Annotated in this window: 21 protein-coding genes and 1 riboswitch; of the genes, 12 read left to right on the top strand and 9 right to left on the bottom strand. The window is 64.5% G+C overall.

The genetic code is table 11. From position 1 onward, the window contains the following. Window positions 1-111 precede the first annotated feature (111 nt). The 3 genes from N5A93_RS09160 to N5A93_RS09170 are packed head-to-tail and all read right to left on the bottom strand — an operon-like array spanning window position 112 to window position 2,191. Window positions 112-927: a metal ABC transporter permease gene (locus N5A93_RS09160; RefSeq protein ID WP_268954782.1), complete on the bottom strand. Its 816-nt coding sequence runs from the start codon at window positions 925-927 to the stop codon at window positions 112-114. After that, complete coding sequence (locus tag N5A93_RS09165) at window positions 924-1,715, bottom strand: metal ABC transporter ATP-binding protein (protein WP_268954783.1); 792 nt, start codon at window positions 1,713-1,715, stop codon at window positions 924-926. Before N5A93_RS09165 ends, N5A93_RS09160 begins: the two co-directional genes overlap by 4 nt. Beyond that, the gene (locus tag N5A93_RS09170) at window positions 1,712-2,191 is read right to left on the bottom strand and encodes a transcriptional repressor (RefSeq protein WP_268954784.1); all 480 of its coding nucleotides are present in this window, start codon (window positions 2,189-2,191) and stop codon (window positions 1,712-1,714) included. Before N5A93_RS09170 ends, N5A93_RS09165 begins: the two co-directional genes overlap by 4 nt. Window positions 2,192-2,253: 62 nt before the next feature. On the opposite strand from N5A93_RS09170, the gene N5A93_RS09175 reads away from it, so the two are divergent. Beyond that, window positions 2,254-3,498 (top strand): zinc ABC transporter substrate-binding protein, encoded by a 1,245-nt coding sequence (locus tag N5A93_RS09175; RefSeq protein ID WP_268954785.1) that lies wholly within the window; start codon window positions 2,254-2,256, stop codon window positions 3,496-3,498. A gap of 164 nt (window positions 3,499-3,662) precedes the next feature. After that, window positions 3,663-5,576, top strand: coding sequence for an acyl-CoA synthetase (locus N5A93_RS09180; protein WP_268954786.1), 1,914 nt, complete (start codon window positions 3,663-3,665; stop codon window positions 5,574-5,576). A 229-nt stretch (window positions 5,577-5,805) separates the two neighbouring features. Here the strand turns inward: N5A93_RS09180 and N5A93_RS09185 are convergent, their stop codons facing one another. Next, on the bottom strand, window positions 5,806-7,422 hold the full coding sequence (locus tag N5A93_RS09185) for a 2-isopropylmalate synthase (RefSeq protein WP_268954787.1): 1,617 nt from the start codon (window positions 7,420-7,422) through the stop codon (window positions 5,806-5,808). A 274-nt stretch (window positions 7,423-7,696) separates the two neighbouring features. On the opposite strand from N5A93_RS09185, the gene N5A93_RS09190 reads away from it, so the two are divergent. Continuing rightward, the gene (locus N5A93_RS09190) at window positions 7,697-8,362 is read left to right on the top strand and encodes an SDR family NAD(P)-dependent oxidoreductase (RefSeq protein ID WP_268954788.1); all 666 of its coding nucleotides are present in this window, start codon (window positions 7,697-7,699) and stop codon (window positions 8,360-8,362) included. Beyond that, a complete protein-coding gene (locus tag N5A93_RS09195; RefSeq protein WP_268954789.1) occupies window positions 8,356-9,885 on the top strand; it encodes a cryptochrome/photolyase family protein in 1,530 nt (509 codons plus the stop codon). The genes N5A93_RS09190 and N5A93_RS09195 overlap by 7 nt, the downstream gene beginning before the upstream one ends. An 81-nt stretch (window positions 9,886-9,966) precedes the next feature. On the opposite strand, the gene N5A93_RS09200 is transcribed toward N5A93_RS09195, so the two are convergent. Beyond that, on the bottom strand, window positions 9,967-11,457 hold the full coding sequence (locus tag N5A93_RS09200; protein ID WP_268954790.1) for an MORN repeat-containing protein: 1,491 nt from the start codon (window positions 11,455-11,457) through the stop codon (window positions 9,967-9,969). A 151-nt stretch (window positions 11,458-11,608) separates the two neighbouring features. On the opposite strand from N5A93_RS09200, the gene N5A93_RS09205 reads away from it, so the two are divergent. The 3 genes from N5A93_RS09205 to N5A93_RS09215 all read left to right on the top strand — a co-directional run bounded on the left by N5A93_RS09205 (window position 11,609) and on the right by N5A93_RS09215 (window position 14,493). Then, entirely contained in the window at window positions 11,609-13,267 is a 1,659-nt protein-coding gene (locus N5A93_RS09205) for an NAD+ synthase (protein ID WP_268954791.1), read from the top strand. Window positions 13,268-13,433: 166 nt separating this feature from the next. Continuing rightward, window positions 13,434-13,886, top strand: a complete 453-nt coding sequence (locus tag N5A93_RS09210) for a hypothetical protein (protein ID WP_268954792.1) — start codon at window positions 13,434-13,436, stop codon at window positions 13,884-13,886. A gap of 76 nt (window positions 13,887-13,962) precedes the next feature. Further along, on the top strand, window positions 13,963-14,493 hold the full coding sequence (locus tag N5A93_RS09215; RefSeq protein WP_268954793.1) for a hypothetical protein: 531 nt from the start codon (window positions 13,963-13,965) through the stop codon (window positions 14,491-14,493). Between the two features lie 207 nt (window positions 14,494-14,700). Here the strand turns inward: N5A93_RS09215 and N5A93_RS09220 are convergent, their stop codons facing one another. Continuing rightward, window positions 14,701-15,102, bottom strand: a complete 402-nt coding sequence (locus tag N5A93_RS09220) for a metallopeptidase family protein (protein ID WP_372920792.1) — start codon at window positions 15,100-15,102, stop codon at window positions 14,701-14,703. A gap of 36 nt (window positions 15,103-15,138) precedes the next feature. Then, window positions 15,139-16,068 carry an MBL fold metallo-hydrolase gene (locus N5A93_RS09225; protein WP_268954795.1) on the bottom strand — a complete coding sequence of 310 codons (930 nt, stop codon included), beginning with the start codon at window positions 16,066-16,068 and terminating at the stop codon, window positions 15,139-15,141. A 161-nt stretch (window positions 16,069-16,229) separates the two neighbouring features. On the opposite strand from N5A93_RS09225, the gene gltX reads away from it, so the two are divergent. Beyond that, window positions 16,230-17,558, top strand: a complete 1,329-nt coding sequence (gene gltX, locus N5A93_RS09230) for a glutamate--tRNA ligase (protein WP_268954796.1) — start codon at window positions 16,230-16,232, stop codon at window positions 17,556-17,558. On the opposite strand, the gene N5A93_RS09235 is transcribed toward gltX, so the two are convergent. Beyond that, entirely contained in the window at window positions 17,555-18,823 is a 1,269-nt protein-coding gene (locus tag N5A93_RS09235) for a DUF2254 domain-containing protein (RefSeq protein ID WP_268954797.1), read from the bottom strand. The two genes, gltX and N5A93_RS09235, sit on opposite strands and share 4 nt — an antisense overlap. Window positions 18,824-18,897: 74 nt before the next feature. After that, on the bottom strand, window positions 18,898-19,464 hold the full coding sequence (locus tag N5A93_RS09240; RefSeq protein ID WP_268954798.1) for a gamma-glutamylcyclotransferase family protein: 567 nt from the start codon (window positions 19,462-19,464) through the stop codon (window positions 18,898-18,900). 93 nt (window positions 19,465-19,557) lie between these two features. On the opposite strand from N5A93_RS09240, the gene N5A93_RS09245 reads away from it, so the two are divergent. The 4 genes from N5A93_RS09245 to gcvP all read left to right on the top strand — a co-directional run bounded on the left by N5A93_RS09245 (window position 19,558) and on the right by gcvP (window position 24,742). Beyond that, complete coding sequence (locus N5A93_RS09245; RefSeq protein WP_268954799.1) at window positions 19,558-20,010, top strand: RrF2 family transcriptional regulator; 453 nt, start codon at window positions 19,558-19,560, stop codon at window positions 20,008-20,010. Between the two features lie 30 nt (window positions 20,011-20,040). Further along, window positions 20,041-20,127: riboswitch (glycine riboswitch) on the top strand. 160 nt (window positions 20,128-20,287) lie between these two features. Continuing rightward, window positions 20,288-21,415 (top strand): glycine cleavage system aminomethyltransferase GcvT, encoded by a 1,128-nt coding sequence (gcvT, locus tag N5A93_RS09250; protein WP_268954800.1) that lies wholly within the window; start codon window positions 20,288-20,290, stop codon window positions 21,413-21,415. Window positions 21,416-21,434: 19 nt separating this feature from the next. After that, entirely contained in the window at window positions 21,435-21,794 is a 360-nt protein-coding gene (gene gcvH, locus N5A93_RS09255; protein WP_268954801.1) for a glycine cleavage system protein GcvH, read from the top strand. Window positions 21,795-21,892: 98 nt separating this feature from the next. After that, on the top strand, window positions 21,893-24,742 hold the full coding sequence (gene gcvP, locus N5A93_RS09260; RefSeq protein ID WP_268954802.1) for an aminomethyl-transferring glycine dehydrogenase: 2,850 nt from the start codon (window positions 21,893-21,895) through the stop codon (window positions 24,740-24,742). Window positions 24,743-24,772 lie beyond the last annotated feature (30 nt).

The raw sequence follows: 24,772 nt of genomic DNA on the forward strand, positions 1-24,772 counted from the left end.
AGTAAGACATTTCTACGCATTTCCGACAAAAACAGTCAACAGGAAAGAATTGCTGTGAAAGCATGTCGCACCCGCAGTGCCCGTCCGCCCGTATTTCAAGGAAGATGCGTCTCAGCGCCGCGCCACGGCCCGTCCCAGCGCCGCCGCGCCGCTGGTCAGCGCAAAGATCAGTGCCGCCACGCAGACGATCGTCGGCCCCGTCGGCGTGTCCAGCACGAATGATCCCTCGACACCGGCCAGCGCCGCCAGCGCCGCCAGACCGATCGCCACCGCCGCCATCCGCTCGGGCGTGCCCGCCAGCGGGCGCGCGGCGGCGGCGGGAATGATCAGCATCGCCGCGATCAGCAGCACGCCGACGACCTTGATCGCCACCGCAACCACCACCGCCAGCGCCAGTGTCAGGCCCAGCTGTTCGCGCCGCGGGTCGATCCCGCTGGCCTGCGCCAGGTCGGGGCTCAGGGTCGCGGTCAGCAGCGCCTGCCAGCGCCAAGCCAGCAACCCCACCACCAGAATCGCCCCGCCCCAGATGACCGCCAGATCGGTCTTTCCGACGGCCAGGATGTCGCCGAACAGATAGCCCATGAGATCGATTCGCACGCCCTGCAGGAACGACACCGCCACCAGCCCGAAGGCCAGCGCCGAATGCGCCAGCACCCCCAGCAGCGTATCCATCGCCACGCCGCGCCCCGACAGGGTCGAGACCGCCAGCGCCATCGCCAGCGCCACCACCAGCGCCCCGGCAAAGATCGATATCCCGAAGGCCAGCGCCAGCGCCACCCCCAGGATCGAGGCATGCGCCGTCGCATCGCCGAAATAGGCCATCCGCCGCCAGACAACGAAACAGCCCAGCGGCGCCGCCGCCAGCGCCACGCCCAGTCCGGCCAGCGCCGCGCGGATCAGGAAATCATCCATCAATGCGCCGATCATCGCGTCGCTCCGTATTGGTGCTCCTGCTCGTGCCCATGCCCGTGCTGGTCATGACCGCCGGCGCATCCCGCATGGTCGTGTTCATGCTCATGATCGTGATCGTGCCGATACAGCGCCAGCGCCCCCTGCGTGCCGCTGCCGAACAGCGCCCTGTATTCCTCGGCCTGCGCCACATGCTCGGGCTGCCCCTCGCAGCAGACATGCCCGTTGAGGCAGATCACCCTGTCGCTCGCGCTCATCACGACGTGCAGTTCATGACTCACCATCAGCACCGCGCAGCCCATCTCGCGCCGGACCTCCTCGATGCGCCGGTAGAATGCCGCCGAACCGGGCTGGTCCAGCCCCTGCGTCGCCTCGTCGAGAATCAGCAGATCGGGCTTTTCCATCAGGGCCCGCGCCAGCAGAACCCGTTGGAACTGCCCGCCCGACAGATCCGCCATCTGCCGCTTGGCCAGGTCCGGCAGCCCGGCAGCATCCAGTGCCGCGCGCACCTCGGCCGCAGGCTGGCGGCGCGGCAGGCTCAGGAACCGCCCCACCGTCATCGGCAGCGTCGGGTCGATATGCAGCCGCTGGGGGACGTAACCGATCCTGAGCCCCGGCGCGCGCGTGATCTCGCCCTCGCTGGGCGTGACCGCCCCGATCAGCGCACGCAACAGCGTCGACTTGCCCGACCCGTTCGGCCCCACGATGGTGACGATCTCGCCCCGCTCGATGGCGAAGTCAACGTGATCCAGGATGCGGTTGCGCCCGATCCGCACGCCCAGCCCGCGCGTTTTCACAAGGCTCATGCAGCGGCCTCCGTGCAGGCAGGGCAGAGCCCCACCGCCTCGATCACCGCCTGTTCTATGGTAAAGCCGCTGTCGCGCGCCGCGCGGCCCAGCAGGCCGCTCGCGGGGTCGGCATGGGCCTCGGCCACCGCATCGCAGCCCCGGCAGATCAGGAAGGCGGGGGTGTGATCCTCGCCCGGATGCATGCAGGCGATAAAGGCGTTGAGCCGCTGAATCTTGTGGGCGAACCCGTTGCTCACCAGGAAATCCAGCGCCCGGTAGGCCACCGGCGGCTGCGACCCGGCGCCCTCTTCGCGCAGGATGTCGAGGATCTCGTAGGCGCCCATCGCCCGGTGCCCCTCGAGCAGCAGTTCCAGAACCCGCCGGCGCCCCGGCGTGAACTGCAGCCCGCGCTCCGCGCAAGCGCGCTCCACCCGCTCCAGGCCGGCGCGCATGCAGCCCTTGTGGTCGTGGGTTTCAAATCCGATGGCGTCCATTTCAGGGTCTCCCGCTTTGCAGGGTTGATATGTTATAGAATTACAATTATCAAGCATCCGGAATGTTATATTATCACATGGAGATCCCGATGCGCCTTTCCGCCGCCGTGCTTGCCGCGCTGTTGCCGCTGGCCCTTCCTGCCGCAGCCGAATCACCCCGTGTCGCCACCGATATCGCGCCCGTCCAGTCGCTCGTGGCGCGGGTGCTCGACGGGGTGGGGGCGGATGCGATGCCCGCGGTGATCGTGCGCCCCGGCGCCTCGCCGCATGGCTACGCGATGCGCCCCTCCGAGGCGCGCGCCCTCGAAAAGGCTGATCTCGTGGTCTGGATGGGGCCGGGGCTCACGCCCTGGCTTGGCGATCCGATCGAAACGCTGGCCCCCGAGGCCGCCCATCTCAGCCTGCTGACCGCACCCGAAACCCTGATCCTGCCGGGCCGCATCGACCCGCGCTTCGGCGCGCATGACCACGACCACGACGATCACAAGGACCATGATCACGCGGCTGGCCACGACGACCACGACGATCACAAGGACCACGACCACGAGACCGGCCACGACGACCACGACGACCACAAGGACCATGATCACGCGGCCGGCCACGACGACCACGACGACCACAAGGACCATGATCACGAGACCGGCCACGACGACCACGACGATCACAAGGACCATGACCACGAGGCCGGCCACGACGACCACGACGATCACAAGGACCATGACCACGAGGCCGGCCACGACGACCACGCGGCGCATGACCACGCCGAGGCCCATGACCACGCCCATGCCGGTCCCGACCCCCATGCCTGGCTCGATCCGCAGAACGCCGCGATCTGGCTCGACCTGATCGCGCGCGAACTCTCGGCGCTCGATCCCGGCAACGCCGATCTCTACGCGGCCAACGCCGCCGCCGGTCAGGCCGAACTCGCCGCATTGAGCGAAGAGATCGCCGCGCGGCTTGCCCCGCTGGCGGATCGCCCCTTCCTCGTGTTCCACGACGCCTACCAGTATTTCGAAAACCGCTTCGGCGTCGCGGCCGCGGGCGCGCTCTCGCTCAGCGACGCCAGCGATCCCGGCCCCGCGCGCCTTGCTGAACTGCGCGCGCTGGCGCAGGAACAGGGCGCGGCCTGCGTCTTCGCCGAACCCCAGTTCAACACCTCCGTGATCGCTTCGGTCTTCGGCGATGCCGTCCCGGTCGGCGTGCTCGATCCGATCGGCGTCGATCTGGAACCGGGCGCAGGCCTTTACCCGGCGATGCTGCGCAACATGGCCGGCGCGATGGCCGAATGCCTGACGCCGGAGGGCTGACACCACAGGACCCGACGGTGCGGCGCTGACGCCTCAGGGTTGTCTGCCCCGCACCGCGCGCCGAAACGCAGCGTAAACCTTGCGCCGCTGGTCAAAGCCTTCCATCTTGCCTGTCAGGAGAAGAACCGGCCAGTCGGAAGGCCGGGATCGGGGAGGACGACCACATGACCTTTGCCTCGCGCCAGGATGCGCTCGCGATCGAAAACGAGATGAGCTGGGAGGCGCGCCCGCGCCCGGCGACGCTCTACCAGATGCTGCGCGAAACGGTGGATGCCTTCCCCGATCGCCCCGCCATCAGCTATCAGCTTCTCTCGGGCGCGCGCGACCCCTCGCAGACCATGACCTGGCAGCAGTTCCATGATCAGGTCTGCCGCGCCGCCAACCTGCTGCGCGATCTCAGGATCGACGAGAGCGATGTCGTCGCGCTGGTCCTGCCCAACACGCTGGAAACCGCCATCGTCACCATCGGCGCGGCCATCGCGGGCATCGTCAACCCGATCAACCCACTGCTCGAACCCGAACAGATCGGCGCGATCCTGCGCGAAACCGACGCCCGCGTCGTGGTCACGCTCAAGGCCTTCCCGAAAACCGATATCGCCCAGAAAACCGCCGAGGCCGTGCGCCACGCGCCCCATGTCCACACGGTTCTGGAAATCGACCTCAACCGCTACCTCAGCCCGCCCAAAAGCTGGATCGTCCCGCTGATCCGCCCGAAGAATCCCGGCAATCATCATGCCGACGTGAAATGCTTCAACGCCGAGATGCGCAAACATCCGGTGACGCTCGGCTTTGACGATGGCGGGCAGGACCGGGTCGCGGCCTATTTCCACACCGGCGGCACCACCGGGATGCCCAAGGTGGCGCAGCACCGCTACTCGGGCATGGTCTATAACGGCTGGCTGGGGCATACGCTGCTGTTCACCGAGGAAGACAGCGTGATGTGCCCGCTGCCGCTGTTTCATGTCTTCGCCTGTCACGTCATCCTGATGGCGATGATCAAGTCCGGGGCGCATGTGGTCTTTCCCACGCCCGCAGGCTATCGCGGCGACGGGGTGTTCGACAATTTCTGGAAATTGCTGGAACGCTGGCAGACAAGTTTCGTGATCACCGTGCCGACAGCGGTGTCGGCGCTGATGCAGCGCAAGGTCGATGCCGACATCTCGACCGTGAAGAACGCGTTTTCCGGCTCGGCGCCGATGCCGCTCGAACTGTTCAACCGCTTCGAATCCGCCACCGGCATGACCGTGATCGAAGGCTACGGCCTGACCGAGGCCACCTGCCTCGTGTCCTGCAACCCGCCCGAGGGCCAGAAAAAGGTCGGCTCGGTCGGCGTGCCATTTCCCTATACGGATGTGCGCATCCTCAAGACCGACGAGGCGGGCGCGCCACTGGAATGCGCCACCGACGAGGTCGGCGAGATCTGCATTTCCAATCCGGGCGTCTATGCCGGCAACACCTATACCGAAGCCGCCAAGAACAACGATCTCTATCATTACGAGCGCTATCTGCGCACCGGCGATCTGGGGCGGATCGATCCGGATGGCTACCTCTGGATCACCGGACGCGCCAAGGATCTGATCATCCGCGGCGGCCACAATATCGACCCCGCCGATATCGAAGAGGCCCTGATGGCCCATCACGATGTCGCCATGGCCGGCGCCATCGGCCAGCCCGACGCGCATTCCGGCGAATTGCCCTGCGCCTATGTGGAACTGGTGGAGGGCGCCAGCGTCACCGCCGAGGAACTGCGCGCGCATTGCAAGATCCATGTCCATGAACGCGCCGCCATGCCGAAATATGTCGAAATCCTCGACGAACTGCCCAAGACGGCGGTCGGCAAGGTGTTCAAGCCGGACCTGCGCAAACGCGCCATCACCCGCATCTATGACGCGGCCCTGACCGAAGCCGGTCTCGACGCCCGCGTCGCCCAGGTGATCGATTCCAAGAAGCGCGGCCTCGTCGCCCGGATCGAGCGCGGCGCGGCGCTCGACGAGGAGGCGCTCGCCCATGTGCTCGGCCGCTTCACCCGCCCCTGGGAATGGGCCGACGAGGCCGAATCCGATCCCGAATCCGTCTGACAGGTTTTCCCTGCGGGACCCGCCGGGGGGCCAGCCCCCCGGACCCCCCGAGGTATTTCAGGCCAGATGAAGAGGCGGAGTGATCCGCCATGGCCCTTCTTCTGTTTTCAAATATCCCGGGGGAGTCGCGCTTTGCGCGACGGGGGCAGCGCCCCCATGCAAGCCTCGCAAAGAAAAGACCCGGCCACGCGATGCGACCGGGTCTTTCGCTGTCAGCGGGCAGGGCGGATCAGCTCACGTCCTTGTAGCTGATCTCGCGCTTGTCCTCGCCCAGGCGGCCGCGGCGCACCAGAAGGCGGTTGAGCGCGTTCACATAGGCCTTGGCCGAGGCGACGACCGTATCGGTATCGGCCGACTGACCGGTGGCGATGTTGCCCTCTTCCTCGAGCCGCACCGAAACCGTGGCCTGCGCGTCGGTGCCCTCGGTCACCGCATGCACCTGATAAAGCGACAGATGCGCATCATTGGGATGCAGTTCGCGCACCGCCTTGAAGGTCGCATCGACCGGGCCGTCGCCGGTCTCGGTCACGTTCTTCTCGGTGCCGTCGATGGTCATCACCAGCTCGGCCTCGGCCGGTCCGCCGGTGCCGCAGACCACGCGCAGCGACTTGATGACCAGCCGGTCCCTGGCCTCGTCCTCGCCCGCGCGCATCAGCGCGATGAGGTCCTCGTCATAGACTTCCTTCTTGCGGTCGGCCAGTTCCTTGAAGCGCACGAACATGTCGTTGAGCTGGTTCTCGGCCAGCTCATAGCCCAGGTCCCTGAGCTTGGCGCGCAGCGCCGCGCGCCCCGAATGCTTGCCCAGAACGATGCTGGTCTCGGCCAGGCCCACATCCTCCGGGCGCATGATCTCGAAGGTTTCGGCGTTCTTGAGCATCCCGTCCTGGTGGATGCCCGATTCATGGGCGAAGGCGTTCTTGCCCACGATCGCCTTGTTGTATTGCACCGGAAAGCCGCTGACCGTGGCGACCCGGCGCGAGATGTTCATGATCTTGCGGCTGTCCACATGGGTATAGAAGGGCATGATGTCGCCGCGCACCTTGAGCGCCATCACCACCTCTTCGAGCGCGGTATTGCCCGCCCGCTCGCCCAGCCCGTTGATCGTGCACTCGATCTGGCGCGCGCCGCCCGCCACCGCGGCCAGCGCATTGGCCGTCGCAAGGCCCAGGTCGTTATGGCAATGGGTGGCGAACACCACCTCGTCGGCGCCCGGCACATCGGCGATCAGGCGGCGGATCAGATCGGCGCTTTCCACCGGCGCGGTATAGCCCACCGTGTCGGGGATGTTGATCGTGGTGGCGCCCGCCCTGATGGCGATCTCGACCACCCGGCGCAGGTAATCCCATTCGGTGCGCGTGGCATCCATCGGCGACCATTGCACGTTGTCGCACAGATTGCGCGCATGGGTCACCGTTTCATGGATGCGCTCGGCCATTTCGTCCCGGGTCAGGTTCGGAATGGCGCGGTGCAGCGGCGAGGTGCCGATGAACGTGTGGATACGTGGGCTGCCGGCGTGTTTCACCGCCTCCCAGGCGCGGTCGATATCCTTGAGATGCGCGCGCGCCAGCCCGCAGATCGTCGCCTGTTTCGCCCGCTTGGCGATCTCGCTCACGGCGCGGAAATCGCCCTCGGAGGCGATGGGAAAGCCCGCTTCGATGATATCGACGCCCATGTCATCGAGCAGGGCGGCGATTTCGAGCTTTTCATCATGGGTCATGGTCGCGCCGGGGGATTGCTCTCCGTCGCGCAGGGTGGTGTCGAAAATCACCACGCGATCCTTGTTCGCCTCCGGCGAAACGCGATCCTTGTTCGCTTCAGGCGATACGGTCTTGGTCTGGTCTGTCATGTCGAATCTCGTTCATTGTCCTAAGCCAATGGCGCGAAAAGGCACATCCTCTGAGCGGTCGCGCCGGATCGGCACGCTCAGAGGCGGCTTAGGAGCAGCAGGACACGAACGCAACCCGCCTGGCGGGGCGTCACGGGAAATGAGATATGGTCCTGCTTCATCATGCAACAAACTATAAGGGCCGTGAGGCGCGTTGAAAACCCCCGAATCCGCTGCGCCTCATTCGCGGGCGGTCAGCACTTGAAGCGCATGAGCGCCACCCTACGTGGCGCGCATGGAAAACGCATTGATCATCGGCGCCTCGGGCGGGATCGGGGCTGCGCTCTGCGCCGCTCTGAGCGCGCGCGGCACCGCCGTGACCCCGCTCTCGCGCCGCGATGACGGGATCGACCTGACGGATGAAGCCTCGATCATCGCCGCGCTAGATCCGCTGGATGGCCCTTTCGACCTGATCTTCGTCGCCACCGGCGGGCTCGAGATCGACGGCCAGCGCCCCGAGAAATCCCTCAAGGAACTGAGCGCGCAAGCGCTGGCCGACCAGTTCGCGCTCAACAGCATCGGCCCCGCGCTGGTGCTCAAACACGCGCCGCGCCTTCTGGCGCGCGACCGGCGGGCGGTCTTTGCGGCGCTTTCGGCGCGGGTGGGCTCTATTGGCGACAACCGCTTTGGCGGCTGGTACGGCTATCGCGCCGCCAAGGCCGCGCTGAACCAGATCGTCCATACCGGCGCGATCGAACTCAGCCGCTCGCATCGCCAATCCATCTGCGTCGCGCTTCATCCTGGCACCGTGCAAACACCGCTGACGGCGCGCTATGCCCGCAATCACCCGACCGTGCCCGCGCCCGAGGCGGCGGCCAATCTTCTGGGCGTGATCGACGGGCTGACCCCGTCCCAAAGCGGGCAGTTCTTCGACTGGGCTGGGAAACCCGTGCCATGGTAAAACGCCTTGTGCTGGTGCTGGGCGACCAGTTGAGCGCGGGGCTTTCGGCGCTTGCGGCGGCCGACAAGGCGCATGACCTGATCGTCATGGCCGAGGTGACGGACGAGGCCGCCTATGTCCCCCATCACCCCAAGAAGATCGCGCTCGTTCTGTCGGCGATGCGCCATTTCGCGGCCGAACTGGAGCGCGACGGCTGGCAGCTGGCCTATACCCGGCTGGATGATCCCGACTCCTCGGGTTCGATCGTGGGCGAACTGATGCGCCGCGCCGAGGCGCATGGCACCGGCACGGTGATCGCCACCACCCCCGGCGAATGGCGGCTGATCGAGGCGCTGGAAAACGCACCGCTTTCGGTGACGCTTCTGCCCGATGACCGCTTCATCGCGTCCCCCGGCGAGTTCGACGCCTGGGCCGAGGGGCGCAAGGAACTGCGCATGGAGTGGTTCTATCGCATGATGCGCCGCAAGACCGGCCTCTTGATGGAGGGCGACAAACCGGCGGGCGGCAAATGGAATTTCGACCATGACAACCGCAAACCCGCCGCGCCGGATCTTTTCCGCGCCGCGCCGCCGCGCTTTGAGCCCGACGCGGTGACGCAAGAGGTGCTCGACCTGGTCGGCGCGCGCTTTGGCGGCAATTTCGGCACGCTGCTGCCGTTTCACTACGGGGTGACGCGCACGGATGCGCTGGCGGCGCTCGATCATTTCGCGCGCCATCTGCTGGCGGGGTTCGGCGACACGCAGGACGCGATGCTTGAAGGTGATGCTTTCCTCAATCACTCGCTGCTCTCGCCCTATCTCAATCTGGGGCTGCTGGGGCCGCTGGAAATATGCCGGCGCGTCGAGGCCGAATGGCAGGCCGGGCGCGTGCCGATCAATGCCGCCGAAGGCTATATTCGCCAGATCATCGGCTGGCGCGAATACATGCGCGGGATCTACCTGCGCGAAGGCCCCGATTATACTGCGCGCAACGCGCTGGGCCATGAGCGCGCGCTGCCCGCCATGTTCTGGGGCGGCGAGACGCGCATGAACTGCATCTCCCATGCGGTCGCCCAGACCCGCGACGCGGCCTACGCCCACCATATCCAGCGCCTGATGGTGACCGGCAATTTCGCGCTCCTGGCGGGGGTGGATCCGGCCCAGGTGCATGAATGGTATCTGTCCGTCTATATCGACGCGTTCGAATGGGTCGAGGCCCCCAACACGATCGGCATGAGCCAGTTCGCTGATGGCGGCATCATCGCCTCGAAACCCTATGTGAGCTCGGGCAATTACATCGACCGGATGTCCGATTACTGCGCCGGCTGCGCCTATAAGGTGAAGGACAAGACCGGCGAGTCGGCCTGTCCGTTCAACCTGCTCTATTGGGACTTCCTGATCCGCCACCGCGAGCGTTTCGCGCGCAATCCCCGCATGGCGCCGGTCTATCGCACATGGGAGCGCATGGACGAGGCCCGCCGCGCTTTGGTGCTGGAGGGGGCCGCGCGGGTTCACGGGCGGCTGGAGCGGGGCGAGATCGTCTGAGCGGGCAGGGGGCGCTGCCCCCGCCGCGGCCAGAGGCCGCGACTCCCCCGAGGTATTTTCCGCCAGATGAAGCCGGAGCGGTCAGTCGCCTTGCGGGGCTTCGGGCTCGGCTTCGGGCGCATCGGGCGCATCGGGTGTTTCGGCGGGGTCGGGCGTCTCGTCGGCGGTGGTGGTTTCGGTCTGTTCGGCCAGCGCGCCGCTGTCCCAGGTGCCGCTTTCCTCTTCGCCGGAGGCATAGCGCATCGTGCCCTCGCCCTGGCGTTCGCCCTCGAGGAAATTGCCCTCGTAGACATCGCCATTGGTGTAGGTGGCAACGCCCCGGCCCGAGATTTCACCCTCTTTCCATTCGCCCTGGTATGTGAAGCCGTCAGGCATGGTGATCTTGCCCTGGCCATGGCGCTGGCCATCCAGGAATTCGCCTTCGTAGATGGTCCCGTCGGGATAGGTGGCGGTGCCCATGCCCTCGCGCTGGCCGTCTTTCCACTGGCCCTCGTAGCGGTAACCGTCGGCATAGGTCATCACGCCCTGGCCGTGGTTGCGCGCGTTCTCGAACGCGCCCTCGTAGACCACGCCATTGGGATAGGTGGCCCGGCCCTTGCCATCGATCACGCCGCCGCGCCATTCGCCTTCGTATGTCGAGCCATCGGGATAGGTAATCTTGCCCTCGCCATTGGCGAGATCGTCGCGAAACGCGCCCTCATAGACCGAGCCGTCGGGGTAGGTCACCCGCCCCTGGCCCGAGATCTTGCCCGCGCTCCAGGAGCCTTCGTAGCGATAGCCGTCAGTCCCTGTGAAGACGCCCTCGCCGTGGCGGCGGTCATTCTTGAACTCACCCTCGTAGACATCGCCGTTCTCATAGGTGACGCGCCCCTGGCCCTCGCGCCGCCCGGCCACGAGATCACCCTCATAGACATCGCCATTGGGCTGGATCAGCTTGCCGGTGCCGTCGATCTGCCCGTCCTGCCAGCGCCCCTCGTAGATCAGCCCGTCGGGCATGGTCAGCGTGCCCCGCCCGTGGCGCGCACCGCGGCTGACCTCGCCCTCGTAGATCGCGCCGTCGGGATAGGTGATCCGCGCCGCGCCATCCTTGACGCCATTGACCCAGTCGCCCTCGTAGACATAGCCGCCGGGGCTTTCCATGCGGCCCTTGCCGTGATGCATCGCATTGCGGAAACCGCCCTCGTAGCGTACCCCGTTGGCATAGACCGCGACCCCCTGGCCGGTGATCTTGCCGTCCTGCCAGTCGCCCTCAAAGGTGCCGCCATCGGCGAAGACGATCTTGCCCACACCCTCCGGCTTGCCCTTGGCGAACTGGCCCTCGTAGACGGACCCGTTGGGAAACCGCGCAACCCCCTGGCCGCGGATCTCGCCATCGACCCATTCGCCCGAATATTCATAGCCATTGGGCAGCGTATAGGTGCCGGTGCCATGCTGCAGCCCGTTCCTGAACGTGCCCTCGTAGATGCCGCCATCGTCATATTGCTTGGTCTGCACCTCGCCGTCCTGCGCCAGCGCGGCCCCCCCGGCCAGTACCGCCGTCACGATCGTCGCATCCCTCAGTGAAAAGCTCATGTCGGCCCCAGAATCCCCAGTTTCGCGCGCCAGCGCACCGCCTGAAATCTAGTGGAGCCTCGCGGGGCTGACAACGTGTTTTGCCCAAATCGGCTTTCCCTCGCGCAGCGATCTGCTAAATCATGGCCGCAATGCAAGCAGGAGGCATCGCATGGCCGACCGGTTTCGCGTGACGCTCGCGCAATGGAACCCCACGATGGGCGATCTTGAGGGCAACGCCGCGCGTGCCCGCGCCGCATGGAGCGAAGGCCGCGAGGCAGGCGCAGACCTTGTCGCGCTGCCCGAGATGTTCATCACCGGCTACAACACCCAGGACCTGGTGATGAAACCGGCCTTTCACACGGCTGCCATGGCCGCGATCGAGACCCTTGCGCGCGAATGCGCCGACGGGCCAGCGCTGGCCATCGGCGGCCCCGCGCTTGAGGGCGGCGCGCTTTACAACGCCTATTACATCCTCGAACGCGGGCGCATCGCCGCGCGCATCCTCAAACACCATCTGCCCAACGAGACGGTGTTCGACGAGAAACGCATCTACACCCAAGGCCATGTCACCGGCCCCTATGCCATCAACGGCGTGCGCATCGGCTCGCCGATCTGCGAGGACAGCTGGTACGAGGATGTCTGCGAAACCCTGGCCGAGACCGGGGCCGAATTCCTGCTGGTACCCAACGGCTCGCCCTATTACCGCGAGAAACTCGCGCATCGCCATCAGCTCATGGTCGCGCGCGTCGTCGAAACCGGGCTGCCGCTGATCTATCTCAACCTGGTCGGCGGCCAGGACGATCAGGTGTTCGACGGCGCCAGCTTCGCGCTCAATCCGGGGGGCGAACTGGCGCTGCAAATGCCGGTCATGACAGAATCGCTGGCCCATCTCGACCTCATGCGCGGCGCCGATGGCTGGCGCATCGAACAGGCGCCGCTGGCCCCCATCCCCGGCCCGACCGAGCAGGATTACCATGCGATGGTGCTCTCCTTGCGCGACTACCTGCGCAAGACCGGGTTTTCCAAGGTGCTGCTGGGCCTTTCGGGGGGGATCGATTCGGCGCTGGTGGCGACGGTGGCGGTCGATGCGCTGGGCGCGGATAATGTCCGCTGCGTGATGCTGCCCTCGGAATATACCTCGCAAGCCTCGCTGGATGATGCCCAAGCGCTCGCCGAGAACCTGGGCTGCCGCTATGATTTCGTGCCCATTGCCGAAGGCCGCGCCGCCATCACCGACACGCTCGCGCCGCTTTTCGAGGGCACGAAACCCGACGTGACCGAGGAAAACATCCAGTCCCGCCTGCGCGGCCTGCTGCTGATGGCGATCTCCAACAAATTCGGCGAGATGCTCCTGACCACCGGCAACAAATCCGAAGTGGCGGTGGGTTACGCGACCATCTATGGCGACATGGCGGGCGGGTATAACCCGCTGAAGGACATGTATAAAACTCGCGTCTTTGAAACCTGCCGCTGGCGCAACGCGCATCACCGCGACTGGATGGACGGCCCCGAGGGCGCGATCATCCCCACGCGCATCATCGCGCGCCCCCCCAGCGCCGAGCTCGCCCCCGATCAGCGCGACGAAGACAGCCTGCCGCCCTATCCCGTGCTGGATGGCATCCTCGATATCCTGGTCGATCAGGACGGTTCGATCGCCGATTGCGTCGCCGCCGGCTATGCGCGCGAAGATGCCAGGCGGGTCGAACACCTGCTCTATATTTCGGAATACAAACGCTTCCAGTCCGCCCCCGGCACGCGGCTCAGCAAACGCGCCTTCTGGCTGGATCGCCGTTACCCCATCGCCAACCGCTGGCGCGATGAAAGCTGAGGCAACAGCGCTTGAACTCTATGAGCACGGGCAGGCCGGGGCCATCTGGCTCTGGTTCGCCGGGATGTGGGGGCTGCTTCTTGCGGTTCTTGTCTGATTCATCGCGCAGCTGGGGCGCGCGGCCCTGATCCACCCCATATCGGTAGTGCTTTGCGCGGGCCTTCTGTTGCTGGCCGGGCTGTCCTTGCGCGCCGGATTGCGGCGTCGCACCGCGCGTGTGCCACGCCTGCTGATGCACGCCAACGCCGATGGGATCGCCATCGGTGACGGGCCGGACATCCCTTGGTCGCAGGTCGAGTCGATCATTCATCAAAGCATGTATGTCGGCTGGGGCGTGGGCGATCAGATTCGCGTCCGGCTTCGCTTCACCCCGAACGGCACGGCTGCGCGCCGCGCCGAACGCAAAGTGCGGCATCTCCTGAATGAACCGGGCTTCGCGATCCCGGACACGGGACTGTTGCCCGAACAGGTCTTGGACCGGTTGCGCGGCCCGCTGCGCGCTGGCGGCTGGCGGCTGGCCGACGCGCCCAGGCGGCGTTTTCGCGGGATCTACTGGATCATGTCTATCCGCTTTCGCCGCTGGCTGACTGAAGCGATCTATGGCCGCGCGTCCGCGTGATGCCATGCTCCCTTTGGCTGCGCGCCCGCGCGATGCCATGCTCCGCTTACTGATCTGACCGGGCACAGGATTTTCAATGACCCGTTCCCTTTCCGCCATCCCGGCATTGTGCATGGCCGCGCCCGCATTCGCCGCTGATCCCGCCAACCGCTATACCGCCATGGGCACCATGACCGTGCAATTGGGCGATAAGGCCTTTGACATGGTGATTCCCTTCGATACGGAAAAACAGCGCGGCTATGCCGAGCAGACGATGATCATGGGCACCTTCCTGACCATCAATGCGGTCGGGCAGGTGCCGGAGCCCGATGGCATGCCCGGCAGCCCTATGTTGCAGATCACCTTGCAAAGGCGCACGGGCGACATGGCTTTCCTCTCGGCCGAGGTCTTCGACGATCAGGGCTTTGACGCGCCGATGGTGATGGGGGCCGATGGCGGTGACCGAACGCTGGCCGCCTTTTCCATGGAGGGCAATATCGCAAGCGGCGTGATCGCCGGCGAATTCCTGCGCCTCACCGGATACAGCTCGGATCCGAAAGTGGCCGAAGGGGCCACGCCCGTTACCGCGCGTATCGAATGGAAAGTGGAGTTGCCGCCACTGGAATGAACCGCGTGCCTGTCTGTCATCCTTGACCTTCGTGTCTCGCCTCTGGTGCAGGCAGGAAACCACAGGGACGTTAACAAATGGTTGGCGGGGTGTGCAGGGTGGGCGATTCTGCGCGTCATCGGGGTTTTGTACGAACTGAGACCCCGACCGCCGGATTTCGGTACGAAACCGGCGTACAAAACGGACGTTTCGTACGTTAAGCGCGGCTCATTCCCACCAGCGGTCGATGCTGGCGATATCGGCGTCCGACCAGCCGAAGTGATGGGCGAATTCATGGATCGTCACATGGGCGATCAGCTCCGCGATCTCCACATCTCCCCGCTCACGCCATTCGGCCAGTATGGGGCGCCGGAACAGCCACACGGTATCGGGGCCATATGGTTGATCCATAAAGGATTTTTCCGTAACCGGAATGCCCTCGTATAGCCCGGTCAGATCCAGCGGATCATGCATTTCAAGCTCTCGCAGCATGTCGCGCGCGGGCCAGTCCACCACCCTCAGTGCCACCTCCAGCGCCGCCTTGCGGAAGGGTTCGGGCAGGCCCGCGACGGTATCGCGGGCCATGGTCTCGAACTCGGATATACTCGGCTCATGCTGCATGGAATGCATCATAAGGCATTGTATACCGGGGATAAATCCCGCTCGTCACCCTTCCAGCATCAGCTGGTAACTGGCCGGAACATAGCGGAATCCATCGCCTTCCGACTCCACATATCCCATCCCCGGCCAGGGCATGTGATAGCCGATGAAGGGCAATCCGTCGGCGGCCAGCATGTCCAGAATACGCCGCCTCGTGGCCGCAGCGGCTGCCTTGTCCATGTCGAACGACACTTCCCAATCCGGGTGGCCGAGCGACCAGACATAGTGGTTGGCGAAGTCCACAGCCACAAGAAGTTGCTTGCCGTCGCTCTCCAGCATGTAGGTCATATGCCCCGGCGTATGGCCGAAGGCGGCCATTGCGGTGACACCTGGTGCCACGCTGGCGCCATCCTCCAGCATTTCCATCTGCTCGGCCAGCGGGCGCACCTTGCTTTCGAACCCTTCGTTCTCCATCCCCGCCCAGGCATCGAACTCCTTGGCGCCAGTGATATATCTGGCATTGGGAAAGGTCGGCGCGTCGCCATTCATCAGCCCGCCGATATGGTCGCCATGCATATGGGTGATCACCACGACATCGACCTGATCGGGGCTGTATCCGGCCTCGGCAAGGGCGGCCGTGGTGCCCTCGGCATTCAGCCCGGTATCAAACAATATCAATGCGTTACCGGTGTTGACGACGGTCGGTGTGAAGAAGAACTGCGCCACGTCCGTAGGGATGCGCGCCGCTTTCGAGGCCGCGCTGAATGCCTCTTCGTCGACATTCAGGCCAAAGATCGAATGCGGGTCCGGGCGCGGCATTGTCCCGGCAAGGATCGTCGTGACCTCGAACCCGCCAAGCCCCACGCGGTTGAACCGGGACATGCCATTGCCCATCATCGGCGCCGCCGCCCGCGCCACTCCGCCCGAAGCGGCCGCCAATGGCAGCGCCGCCCCCGAAGCCAGAACAGCCCGCCGGGAAATCATTGATCGTGACATGGGAATCCTCCTTGTTGACCTAAACTCATCTTAATGCGTCAGCGCCCCGCGGCGCGCCCTCTCACGCCAATGTGATACCACGTCCGCGACCCCGCCCGAACCGTGAAATCTGGACAAACACGCGGCGCTGTGACATGGCCCACGCGAACCAGGAGAAACCCATGACGACCACTCGTTTCGCCCCGTCGCCCACCGGATACATCCATGTGGGCAACCTGCGCACCGCATTGATGAACTTTCTTATCGCCCGAAAGGCCGGCGGGCAATTCATCCTGCGCATCGACGACACCGACCCCGAACGTTCTAAGGAGGAATATGTCGACGCGATCAAGCAGGACCTTGAATGGCTGGGCCTGCACTGGGACCGGGTCGAGCGGCAGTCCGAGCGGCTGGACCGCTACGCCGAGGCCGCCGACAGGCTGCGTGAATTGGGCCGTTTCTACGAGGCGTTCGAGTCCCCGACCGAACTTGATCTCAAGCGCAAGAAGCAGCTCAACATGGGCAAACCGCCCGTTTATGACCGCGCTGCGCTGACCCTGCCCGAGGCCGAAAAGGAGAGGCTGCGCGCCGAGCGCGGCGACGGTGTGTGGCGCTTCAAGCTGGATCACGAGCGGATCGAATGGGATGACGGCATCCTTGGCAATATCTCGATCGACGCGGCCAGCGTCAGTGACCCGGTGCTGATCCGCGGCGATGGCCAGGTGCTGTACACGCTGGCCTCGGTCGTGGACGACACCGAAATGGGCGTCACCCATGTTGTGCGCGGCTCCGACCATGTGACCAACACCGCCACGCAGATTCAGATCATCCAGGCGCTTGGCGGGAACGTGCCGGATTTCGCGCATCACTCCTTGCTGACCGGGCCGCAGGGCGAGTCGCTCTCGAAACGCCTTGGTGTGCTCAGCCTGCGCGATCTTCGTGCGCAGGGGGTCGAGCCGATGGCACTGCTCAGCCTGATGGCGCGGCTTGGATCTGCCGATCCGGTGGAACTGCGCACCGACATGACGGCGTTGATCGAAGGGTTCGATATCGCGCGCTTTGGTGCCGCGCCCACCAAGTTCGACGTGAACGACCTGTTCCCGCTGACGGCCCGCCTTCTGCATGAGCGCAGCTATGACGAGGTTCGCGACGAGATCGCCGCGATCGGAGTGCCCGAAGATCTGGCCGAGCGGTTCTGGACCGTCACGCGCGAAAACATCACCACGCTCAGGGATTTGCCCGCATGGTGGACGATGTTCCGCGATGGTGCCGAGCCGGTGATTGAGGATGAAGACCGCGAATTCGTGGCGCAGGCCATGGAGTTGCTGCCCGAAGGTCCGTTCGACGATTCCACCTGGAGCACTTGGACCGCCGAGGTGAAAGAGACCACGGGCCGCAAGGGCAAGGGCTTGTTCATGCCCTTGCGCAAGGCTCTGACCGGGCAGGCACACGGACCCGACATGGGACAGGTTCTGCCGCTGCTCCAGAACATCAAGGCGCGCGGCGGCTAAGGCGCGCGCTGCTCTGGTGCTGCGCCGGCCTGCCTTGCCCGTTGCGTGGCAAGCGGCAGCGCGTCTTCAGCATGGCTGCGGGCGTGGCTGGCCATGTCACCTGCGGCCTCGGACAGCGCTATGTCCGCACTTTGCGACAAAGCGCCAAGTGCGTCGAGCAGGCGGTCGACCACCTCGATCAGCCCGGCCCCGTCGCGAGCAATGCTGCCAAAGGCGCTTTCGATCAGATCTGCCGCGTTCACCGGTCGAACGAAGATGCGATCATGAACTGGCTCCGCATCGTTCGGCGGTGTCCGGGACCAGTGCCAAAGGAGCCGCTCCTGACGGTTGATCACGTCGAGCGCAGTGCCGGGATCGTTGACACCCGTTGACAACGCGCGTGAGGCTATTTCGGACAAGACCAGAAGACCGAATGCGCTGTCTTGCTCGAAGGTGCGGGTATCCGAGATCGTCAGGCAACCCTGAACCTGCGTGCGCTGTGCCGCCGGCAGTCCTGCTGCATGAGCGATTGCCCGGCCCTCGAGAACCGGAGCCCCCGGCGCGACATGGACGTACAGCCTTGCATCATGCCTTTCGAGGATCCGGTCGAGCCTGTGAAGATCAATGAACTGGACATAACCCGAGCGCGGGGCCAGAATCGGATCGGCGTTCTCTGGCATCAGGGTCGCATCCGTCAGGGCCTGAGCACCAAGCGCGGGTGTAGTCCGGCTTTGCATCAGACTGCTTCGGGCTGCGGCCTCTGTGACACGCAGGCTGTTGTCCATGCTTCCAAGGTCGCTCAGGTGGTCTATCCAGCGCAGCATGGCGAGGATCACAAGGACCACGACGGCGACTGTCACGCCCAAGATCGCGACTGAGGCGCCGGGGCCATGCAACTGCGCCTTTAACAGGATGATCGACGTCAGCGCATAGACGAAAGCCCCGATAAAGGTGGCCAGAGCGGTATGGGTTGTGGTGTCGGCCAGAAGGATGCGGTGCACTCGCGGGGTAGCCTGCGAGGCGGCGGCGTTGTGGGCCGATACCATGACATTGAGGGAAAAGGTGCTGACTGCCAGCATTCCAGAGGCCAGAATGGTCAGAATTGGCATCACGGCATCGGGTTGAATGCGGTCTTTGACTGCCGCAGGGATGGCATCCTCGAACAGCATCGCCAACGTCGAAGCAATCACTGCCAGCAGGGCCATCAACGCGACACGCACCCACAGCCGCCGCGCGGCGCGCAACAGTATCATCAGGGGCTTGGAGACGGTTCTGGTCGTGGTCATCGCGGTCCTGTCCAGTCGTCCCCAGCTTGCCCCAAGCATGCGGATTGGTCCAGCAGGTAGCGAGCCACGTTCGCTCAGCGACGCAACAAGCGTATGTCGCGGGCGCGCAATTGGTCGTCCACGAAGGCGCGTTCGTCCGGGTGCAGCGAGCGATGGCGCGGATAGACCGGGTCGGCGCGGTCATCGAGCACCGGCGCGTCCCAGCCATCGGTCGTGTCGAAGAACCGCTGCGCGCCGGTTTCGCCGAATTCCCGCAGATACCCTTGGACCACCACGTCGATATAGCTGAGCAGGGCGGGATGAGTCTCGGTCGCGCCGCTGTGGCGGCCTTCAGGAATCGCATAGACCGCGATCTCGGGCATGTGTGGCAGGGTGTGGCTGATCTGGTGGGCGGCAGCGACACGATCATAGGCGCTCTCGCGCTCGTCCAGTGCCGCCCAGTCATGGCCCGGAACAGGGGCAATCAGCCCGTCGATCTCGGTGTTTGGGTCGGGCACGACTGTCAGATAGGCAACCGGACGCAGGCTGGTATGACGCCAGATCCGCCGCCAACCGCGCAGCCGGGCGCTGTGGGTCTCGGTGAATTCATGCGTGTCGCGATTGACCAGGCTGCCATAGCCGAAGAAATATGTATCCGACATGGATGTTATCTGCGGATCCCTTGATCTGAGTCATGTTGCAGGGTCTTCTTAGCCGTCACGATGGTCCGAATTCAATCAATGGGCCTCTTGTACATGCGCATCACGAAACGCACCAACATCGCCATACGCGTCCTCATGTTCTGCGCGGCCTGTTCGGAACGGCTGGTCACGAAATCCGAGATCGCGGCGCGCTGCAATACCTCGGAAAGCCACCTAGCGCAGGTGATCAACCGCTTGGCCCAGCTGGGCTTTCTGCACACGCAACGGGGCCGCAGCGGCGGAATCGCGCTGGCACGCCCGATGGATGAGATCGTGATCGGCGACGTGTTTCGCCAACTCGAATCCAATGTGCCGATCGCCGAATGCTTTGCCGATGTGGACAATACCTGCCCGCTGACCGAAGCCTGCCGCCTGCGTCTGGCCATCGCCGATGCGGCGGAGGCCTTCTATACCCATCTTGATAAGATCACCCTTGATGCGCTGGTCTGCAACAACGAGCCGCTGCGGGCGATCTTTACCCCGTTCGTTTGCGTGAAACAGACTTGAAAGCGTGGTTTCGGTATACTAGCTTCGACATCATTCGAAACGGGAGAACCGGCCTTGCCGGTGCCGAAGGAGCAACCGCCCCGGAAACTCTCAGGCGACAGGGACCGTTTCGACACTGAAAACTCTGGAGAGTGGTGCACGCGATGCGCCCGCCGAAGGGATAGCGATCTCAGGCATAAGGACAGAGGGGGCATCGAGGCGCGGGCCAGAAGGGTCGTGCATGGACGATGCCGGATTGATACAGCATTCAAACTGGCGCCATTTTGGGGAGATCCCGATGAGCGACACGCTGCGCAGGACGCCACTGCACGCATTGCACCTTGAGTTGGGAGCCAAGATGGTGCCCTTCGCAGGCTATGAGATGCCCGTGCAATACCCGCTTGGGGTGATGAAGGAACATCTGCATACCCGCGACGAGGCGGGGCTTTTCGATGTCAGTCACATGGGGCAGCTCATTGTGCGGGCCAAGGACGGCTACGAGGCGGCCGCGCGCGCGCTGGAAGCGCTTGTGCCGGTCGACCTGCTGGGGCTTGGCGCGGGGCGTCAACGCTATGGGGTCTTCACCAACGAAGCGGGCGGCATTCTGGACGATCTGATGATCGCGCATCGCGACGATCATCTTTTTGTCGTGGTCAACGCGGCCTGCAAGGAGGCCGATATCGCCCATATGCACGCCGCGATGACGGGCTGCGCCGTGGAAGTGATCACCGACCGCGCGCTTCTGGCCCTTCAGGGGCCGCGCGCCGAAGCGGTTCTGACCAAGCTCGTTCCGGAAGTGGCCGGCATGCGCTTCATGGATGTGGCCGTCCTTGCGAGCGATCATGGTGAGCTATGGATATCGAGATCTGGCTACACCGGCGAGGATGGGTTCGAGATTTCCGTCGCCAATGACAGCGCCGAGGCTTTCGCCCGCGTCCTGCTGGCGCATGACGAGGTGGAGCCCATCGGCCTTGGAGCGCGTGACAGCCTGCGCCTCGAGGCGGGGCTTTGCCTTTACGGTAACGACATTGACAGCGCCACGACGCCTGTAGAGGCCGGGCTGGCTTGGGCGATCCAGAAGGTTCGCCGGGGAGGTGGCGCGCGCGCGGGTGGTTTCCCCGGCGCGAATGTCATATTGGAACAGCTCGAAAACGGTGCACCGCGCCGACGCGTGGGATTGCGCCCTGAGGGGCGCGCGCCGATGCGCGAGGGCACCGAGCTTTTTGACCAGGCAGAGGGCGGCGCGTCCGTGGGGCGCGTTACTTCGGGCGCATACGGCCCGACGATCGGCGCGCCGATGTCAATGGGGTACGTGCCATCTGAGATGGCCGAAACCGGCACCAAGCTGTATGGCGAGGTGCGCGGTAAACGCATGCCGGTAAATGTGGCGAAGATGCCATTCACCCCGGCCAATTTCAAACGCTGACGACAGGGGAGAGCGACATATGAAATTCACCGAAGAACACGAATGGCTGCGCGCGGATGGCGATGTGGTCGTGGTGGGCATCACCGAACATGCCAGCGAACAGCTTGGCGATGTGGTGTTCGTGGAACTGCCCGAAGTCGGCACCCAGGTCACCAAGGGCGACGACATCGTGGTGATCGAAAGCGTCAAGGCCGCAAGCGATATCCTCGCGCCCGTGGATGGCGAGATCATCGAGATCAACGAGACGCTGGCCGACGATCCGGGCAAGGTGAATTCTGATCCTTTGGGCGATGCATGGTTCTTCAAGCTCAAGACCAGCGACCCCTCCCAAATGGACGACTACATGGACGAGGACGCCTACAAGGAATTCATAGGCTGATGCTCCCTGCGGCGGCGGCACGGCCGCCGCTTTCTGACCAACATGTCGGGGCGGCCACCAAGCCGCGCCCCTGGCCGATGATATGAAAAGGACAGACCATGCCTTTCGAGCCGATCGACTATCTGCCGTATGATTTCGCCAACCGCCGCCATATCGGCCCCTCGCCCGATGAAATGGCGCAGATGCTGGACGTTTTGGGGGTGGATAACCTTGAGGCGTTGATTGACGACACGGTTCCCAGGTCGATCCGCCAGGAGGAACCGCTCGATTTCGGCAAGCCGATGTCCGAACGCGAATTGCTGCACCACATGCGCAAGGTTGCGGACAAGAACAAGGTGCTGATTTCGTTGATCGGTCAGGGCTATCACGGAACGGTCACGCCGCCCGCGATCCAGCGCAACATCCTCGAGAACCCGGCCTGGTATACCGCCTACACGCCCTATCAGCCCGAGATCAGCCAAGGGCGGCTTGAGGCCCTGCTGAACTTTCAGACCATGGTCAGCGACCTCACCGGACTCGAGATCGCCAATGCATCGCTTCTCGATGAATCCACCGCCGCAGCCGAGGCGATGACCATGGCGCAGCGGGTCGCGAAATCGAAGGCGAAGGCGTTCTTCATCGACGAAAACTGCCACCCGCAGAACATCGCCGTCATGCGCACCCGCGCCGCCCCTCTGGATATCGAGATCATCGTCGGCGCACCAGATGAGATGGAGGCCGACAAGGTCTTCGGCGCGATCTTCCAGTATCCGGGCACGCATGGGCATCTGCGCGACTTCTCGGGCGAAATGGCGGCCCTGCACGAGGCCAGAGCGATCGGTATCGTGAGCGCAGATCCGATGGCGCTGACCCTGCTCAAGGAACCGGGCGCAATGGGCGCTGATATCGCCGTGGGTTCGACACAGCGCTTCGGCGTGCCGATGGGCTATGGCGGCCCGCATGCCGCCTACATGGCCACCAAGGAAGCTTACAAGCGCGCCCTGCCGGGGCGTCTCGTCGGGGTCTCGGTGGACAGTCACGGCAACCGCGCCTACCGGCTGGCGCTTCAGACCCGCGAACAGCATATCCGCCGCGAAAAGGCCACGTCGAATGTCTGCACCGCGCAGGCGCTTCTGGCGGTGATGGCGTCGATGTATGCGGTGTTTCACGGGCCCAAGGGCCTGAAGGCGATCGCGCAGCGCATCCACCGCAAGACCGTGCGCCTTGCAAGGGGGCTAGAGGCGGCGGGATTTCATGTCGAGCCGGACACCTTCTTCGACACGATCACCGTCGATGTCGGGCTGTTGCAGCGCGGCGTGCTTCAGGCGGCGGTGCGCGAGGGGGTGAACCTGCGACGCGTCGGCGATACCAAGATCGGCATTGCGCTTGACGAGCGCACCCGCCCGGCCACGATCGAAGCTGTCTGGCGCGCCTTCGGGATCGTCATGGAGGATAGCGATTTCGCCCCTGAATACCGGATGCCGGATTCCTTGCTGCGGTCATCCGATTACCTGACGCACCCGATTTTTCATATGAACCGCGCCGAGACCGAGATGATGCGCTACATGCGACGCCTTGCGGATCGTGATCTGGCGCTGGATCGCGCTATGATCCCGCTTGGCTCCTGCACGATGAAGCTCAATTCCGCTGCCGAGATGATGCCGGTGAGCTGGCGTGAGTTCTCGTTGCTGCATCCCTTCGTGCCCAAGGATCAGGCGGCAGGTTATCGTGAGATGATCGACGATCTGAGCGCCAAACTGTGCAGCATAACCGGTTACGCGGCGATCTCGATGCAGCCCAATTCCGGCGCGCAGGGGGAGTATGCGGGTCTGTTGACGATCTCCGCCTGGCACCGCGCCAATGGCGAAGGGCATCGCAGGATCTGCCTTATCCCGATGAGCGCGCATGGCACTAACCCGGCCAGCGCCCATATGGTGGGCTGGGACGTGGTGGTCGTCAAATCGGCTGCGAACGGTGATATCGACGTCGACGATTTCCGCGCCAAGGCGCAAGAGCATGCCGATAATCTGGTGGGCTGCATGATCACCTACCCCTCGACCCATGGTGTCTTCGAAGAGACCGTGCGCGAGGTCTGCGACATCACCCATGAATATGGCGGACAGGTCTATATCGACGGTGCCAACATGAATGCCATGGTGGGGTTGGCGCGCCCCGGCGATGTGGGCGGCGACGTCAGCCATCTCAACCTGCATAAGACCTTCTGCATCCCGCATGGCGGTGGCGGTCCCGGCATGGGGCCGATCGGTGTTAAGGAACATCTGGTACCACATTTGCCCGGCCACCCGGTGACGGACGGCACCGAGGGGCCGGTCTCGGCCGCGCCCTATGGCTCGCCGTCACTCTTGCCGATCTCCTGGGCCTATTGCCTTATGATGGGCGGCGAGGGGCTCACGCAGGCGACGCGCGTGGCCATTCTGAATGCCAACTACATCGCCAAGCGGCTCGAGGGCGCCTATGACGTGCTTTACAAGGGGCCGACGGGTCGCGTGGCGCATGAGTGCATTCTCGACACGCGCCCCTTCGAGAAAAGCGCAGGCGTCAGCGTGGACGATATCGCCAAGCGGCTGGTCGATTGCGGCTTCCACGCGCCGACCATGAGCTTTCCGGTGGCGGGGACGCTGATGGTCGAACCCACCGAAAGCGAAACCAAGGCCGAGTTGGACCGCTTCTGCGATGCGATGCTGGCGATCCGGCAGGAGATTCGCGACATTGAGGAAGGCCGCAGCGACCGTGAGAACAACCCGCTCAGGAACGCGCCCCACACGGTCGAGGATCTGGTCGGAGACTGGGATCGCCCCTATCGCCGCGAGCAAGGCTGCTTTCCGCCCGGCGCTTTCCGGGTGGACAAGTATTGGCCGCCGGTCAACCGCGTCGACAATGTCTATGGCGACAGGCACCTGATCTGCACCTGCCCGCCGATGGAAAGCTACGCGGACGCTGCCGAATAAGCGCCGAATAAGCGAAAAGCGGGCAGGCGG

This window comes from Roseovarius salincola (assembly GCF_026891095.1).
Classification (GTDB): domain Bacteria; phylum Pseudomonadota; class Alphaproteobacteria; order Rhodobacterales; family Rhodobacteraceae; genus Roseovarius; species Roseovarius salincola.

Excerpts from the sequence above, each read along its gene's own strand:
- gcvP (WP_268954802.1), top strand. The coding sequence starts at position 21,893 with ATGCCTTTCGAGCCGATCGACTATCTGCCGTATGATTTCGCCAACCGC.
- N5A93_RS09200 (WP_268954790.1), bottom strand. The coding sequence starts at position 11,457 with ATGAGCTTTTCACTGAGGGATGCGACGATCGTGACGGCGGTACTGGCC.
- N5A93_RS09240 (WP_268954798.1), bottom strand. The coding sequence starts at position 19,464 with ATGTCGGATACATATTTCTTCGGCTATGGCAGCCTGGTCAATCGCGAC.
- N5A93_RS09205 (WP_268954791.1), top strand. The coding sequence starts at position 11,609 with ATGGCCGACCGGTTTCGCGTGACGCTCGCGCAATGGAACCCCACGATG.
- N5A93_RS09245 (WP_268954799.1), top strand. The coding sequence starts at position 19,558 with ATGCGCATCACGAAACGCACCAACATCGCCATACGCGTCCTCATGTTC.
- N5A93_RS09190 (WP_268954788.1), top strand. The coding sequence starts at position 7,697 with ATGGAAAACGCATTGATCATCGGCGCCTCGGGCGGGATCGGGGCTGCG.
- gcvH (WP_268954801.1), top strand. The coding sequence starts at position 21,435 with ATGAAATTCACCGAAGAACACGAATGGCTGCGCGCGGATGGCGATGTG.
- N5A93_RS09185 (WP_268954787.1), bottom strand. The coding sequence starts at position 7,422 with ATGACAGACCAGACCAAGACCGTATCGCCTGAAGCGAACAAGGATCGC.
- gcvT (WP_268954800.1), top strand. The coding sequence starts at position 20,288 with ATGAGCGACACGCTGCGCAGGACGCCACTGCACGCATTGCACCTTGAG.
- N5A93_RS09165 (WP_268954783.1), bottom strand. The coding sequence starts at position 1,715 with ATGAGCCTTGTGAAAACGCGCGGGCTGGGCGTGCGGATCGGGCGCAAC.
- N5A93_RS09195 (WP_268954789.1), top strand. The coding sequence starts at position 8,356 with ATGGTAAAACGCCTTGTGCTGGTGCTGGGCGACCAGTTGAGCGCGGGG.
- N5A93_RS09160 (WP_268954782.1), bottom strand. The coding sequence starts at position 927 with ATGATCGGCGCATTGATGGATGATTTCCTGATCCGCGCGGCGCTGGCC.
- N5A93_RS09235 (WP_268954797.1), bottom strand. The coding sequence starts at position 18,823 with ATGACCACGACCAGAACCGTCTCCAAGCCCCTGATGATACTGTTGCGC.
- gltX (WP_268954796.1), top strand. The coding sequence starts at position 16,230 with ATGACGACCACTCGTTTCGCCCCGTCGCCCACCGGATACATCCATGTG.
- N5A93_RS09180 (WP_268954786.1), top strand. The coding sequence starts at position 3,663 with ATGACCTTTGCCTCGCGCCAGGATGCGCTCGCGATCGAAAACGAGATG.
- N5A93_RS09225 (WP_268954795.1), bottom strand. The coding sequence starts at position 16,068 with ATGTCACGATCAATGATTTCCCGGCGGGCTGTTCTGGCTTCGGGGGCG.
- N5A93_RS09215 (WP_268954793.1), top strand. The coding sequence starts at position 13,963 with ATGACCCGTTCCCTTTCCGCCATCCCGGCATTGTGCATGGCCGCGCCC.
- N5A93_RS09175 (WP_268954785.1), top strand. The coding sequence starts at position 2,254 with ATGTTATATTATCACATGGAGATCCCGATGCGCCTTTCCGCCGCCGTG.
- N5A93_RS09170 (WP_268954784.1), bottom strand. The coding sequence starts at position 2,191 with ATGGACGCCATCGGATTTGAAACCCACGACCACAAGGGCTGCATGCGC.
- N5A93_RS09220 (WP_372920792.1), bottom strand. The coding sequence starts at position 15,102 with ATGCATTCCATGCAGCATGAGCCGAGTATATCCGAGTTCGAGACCATG.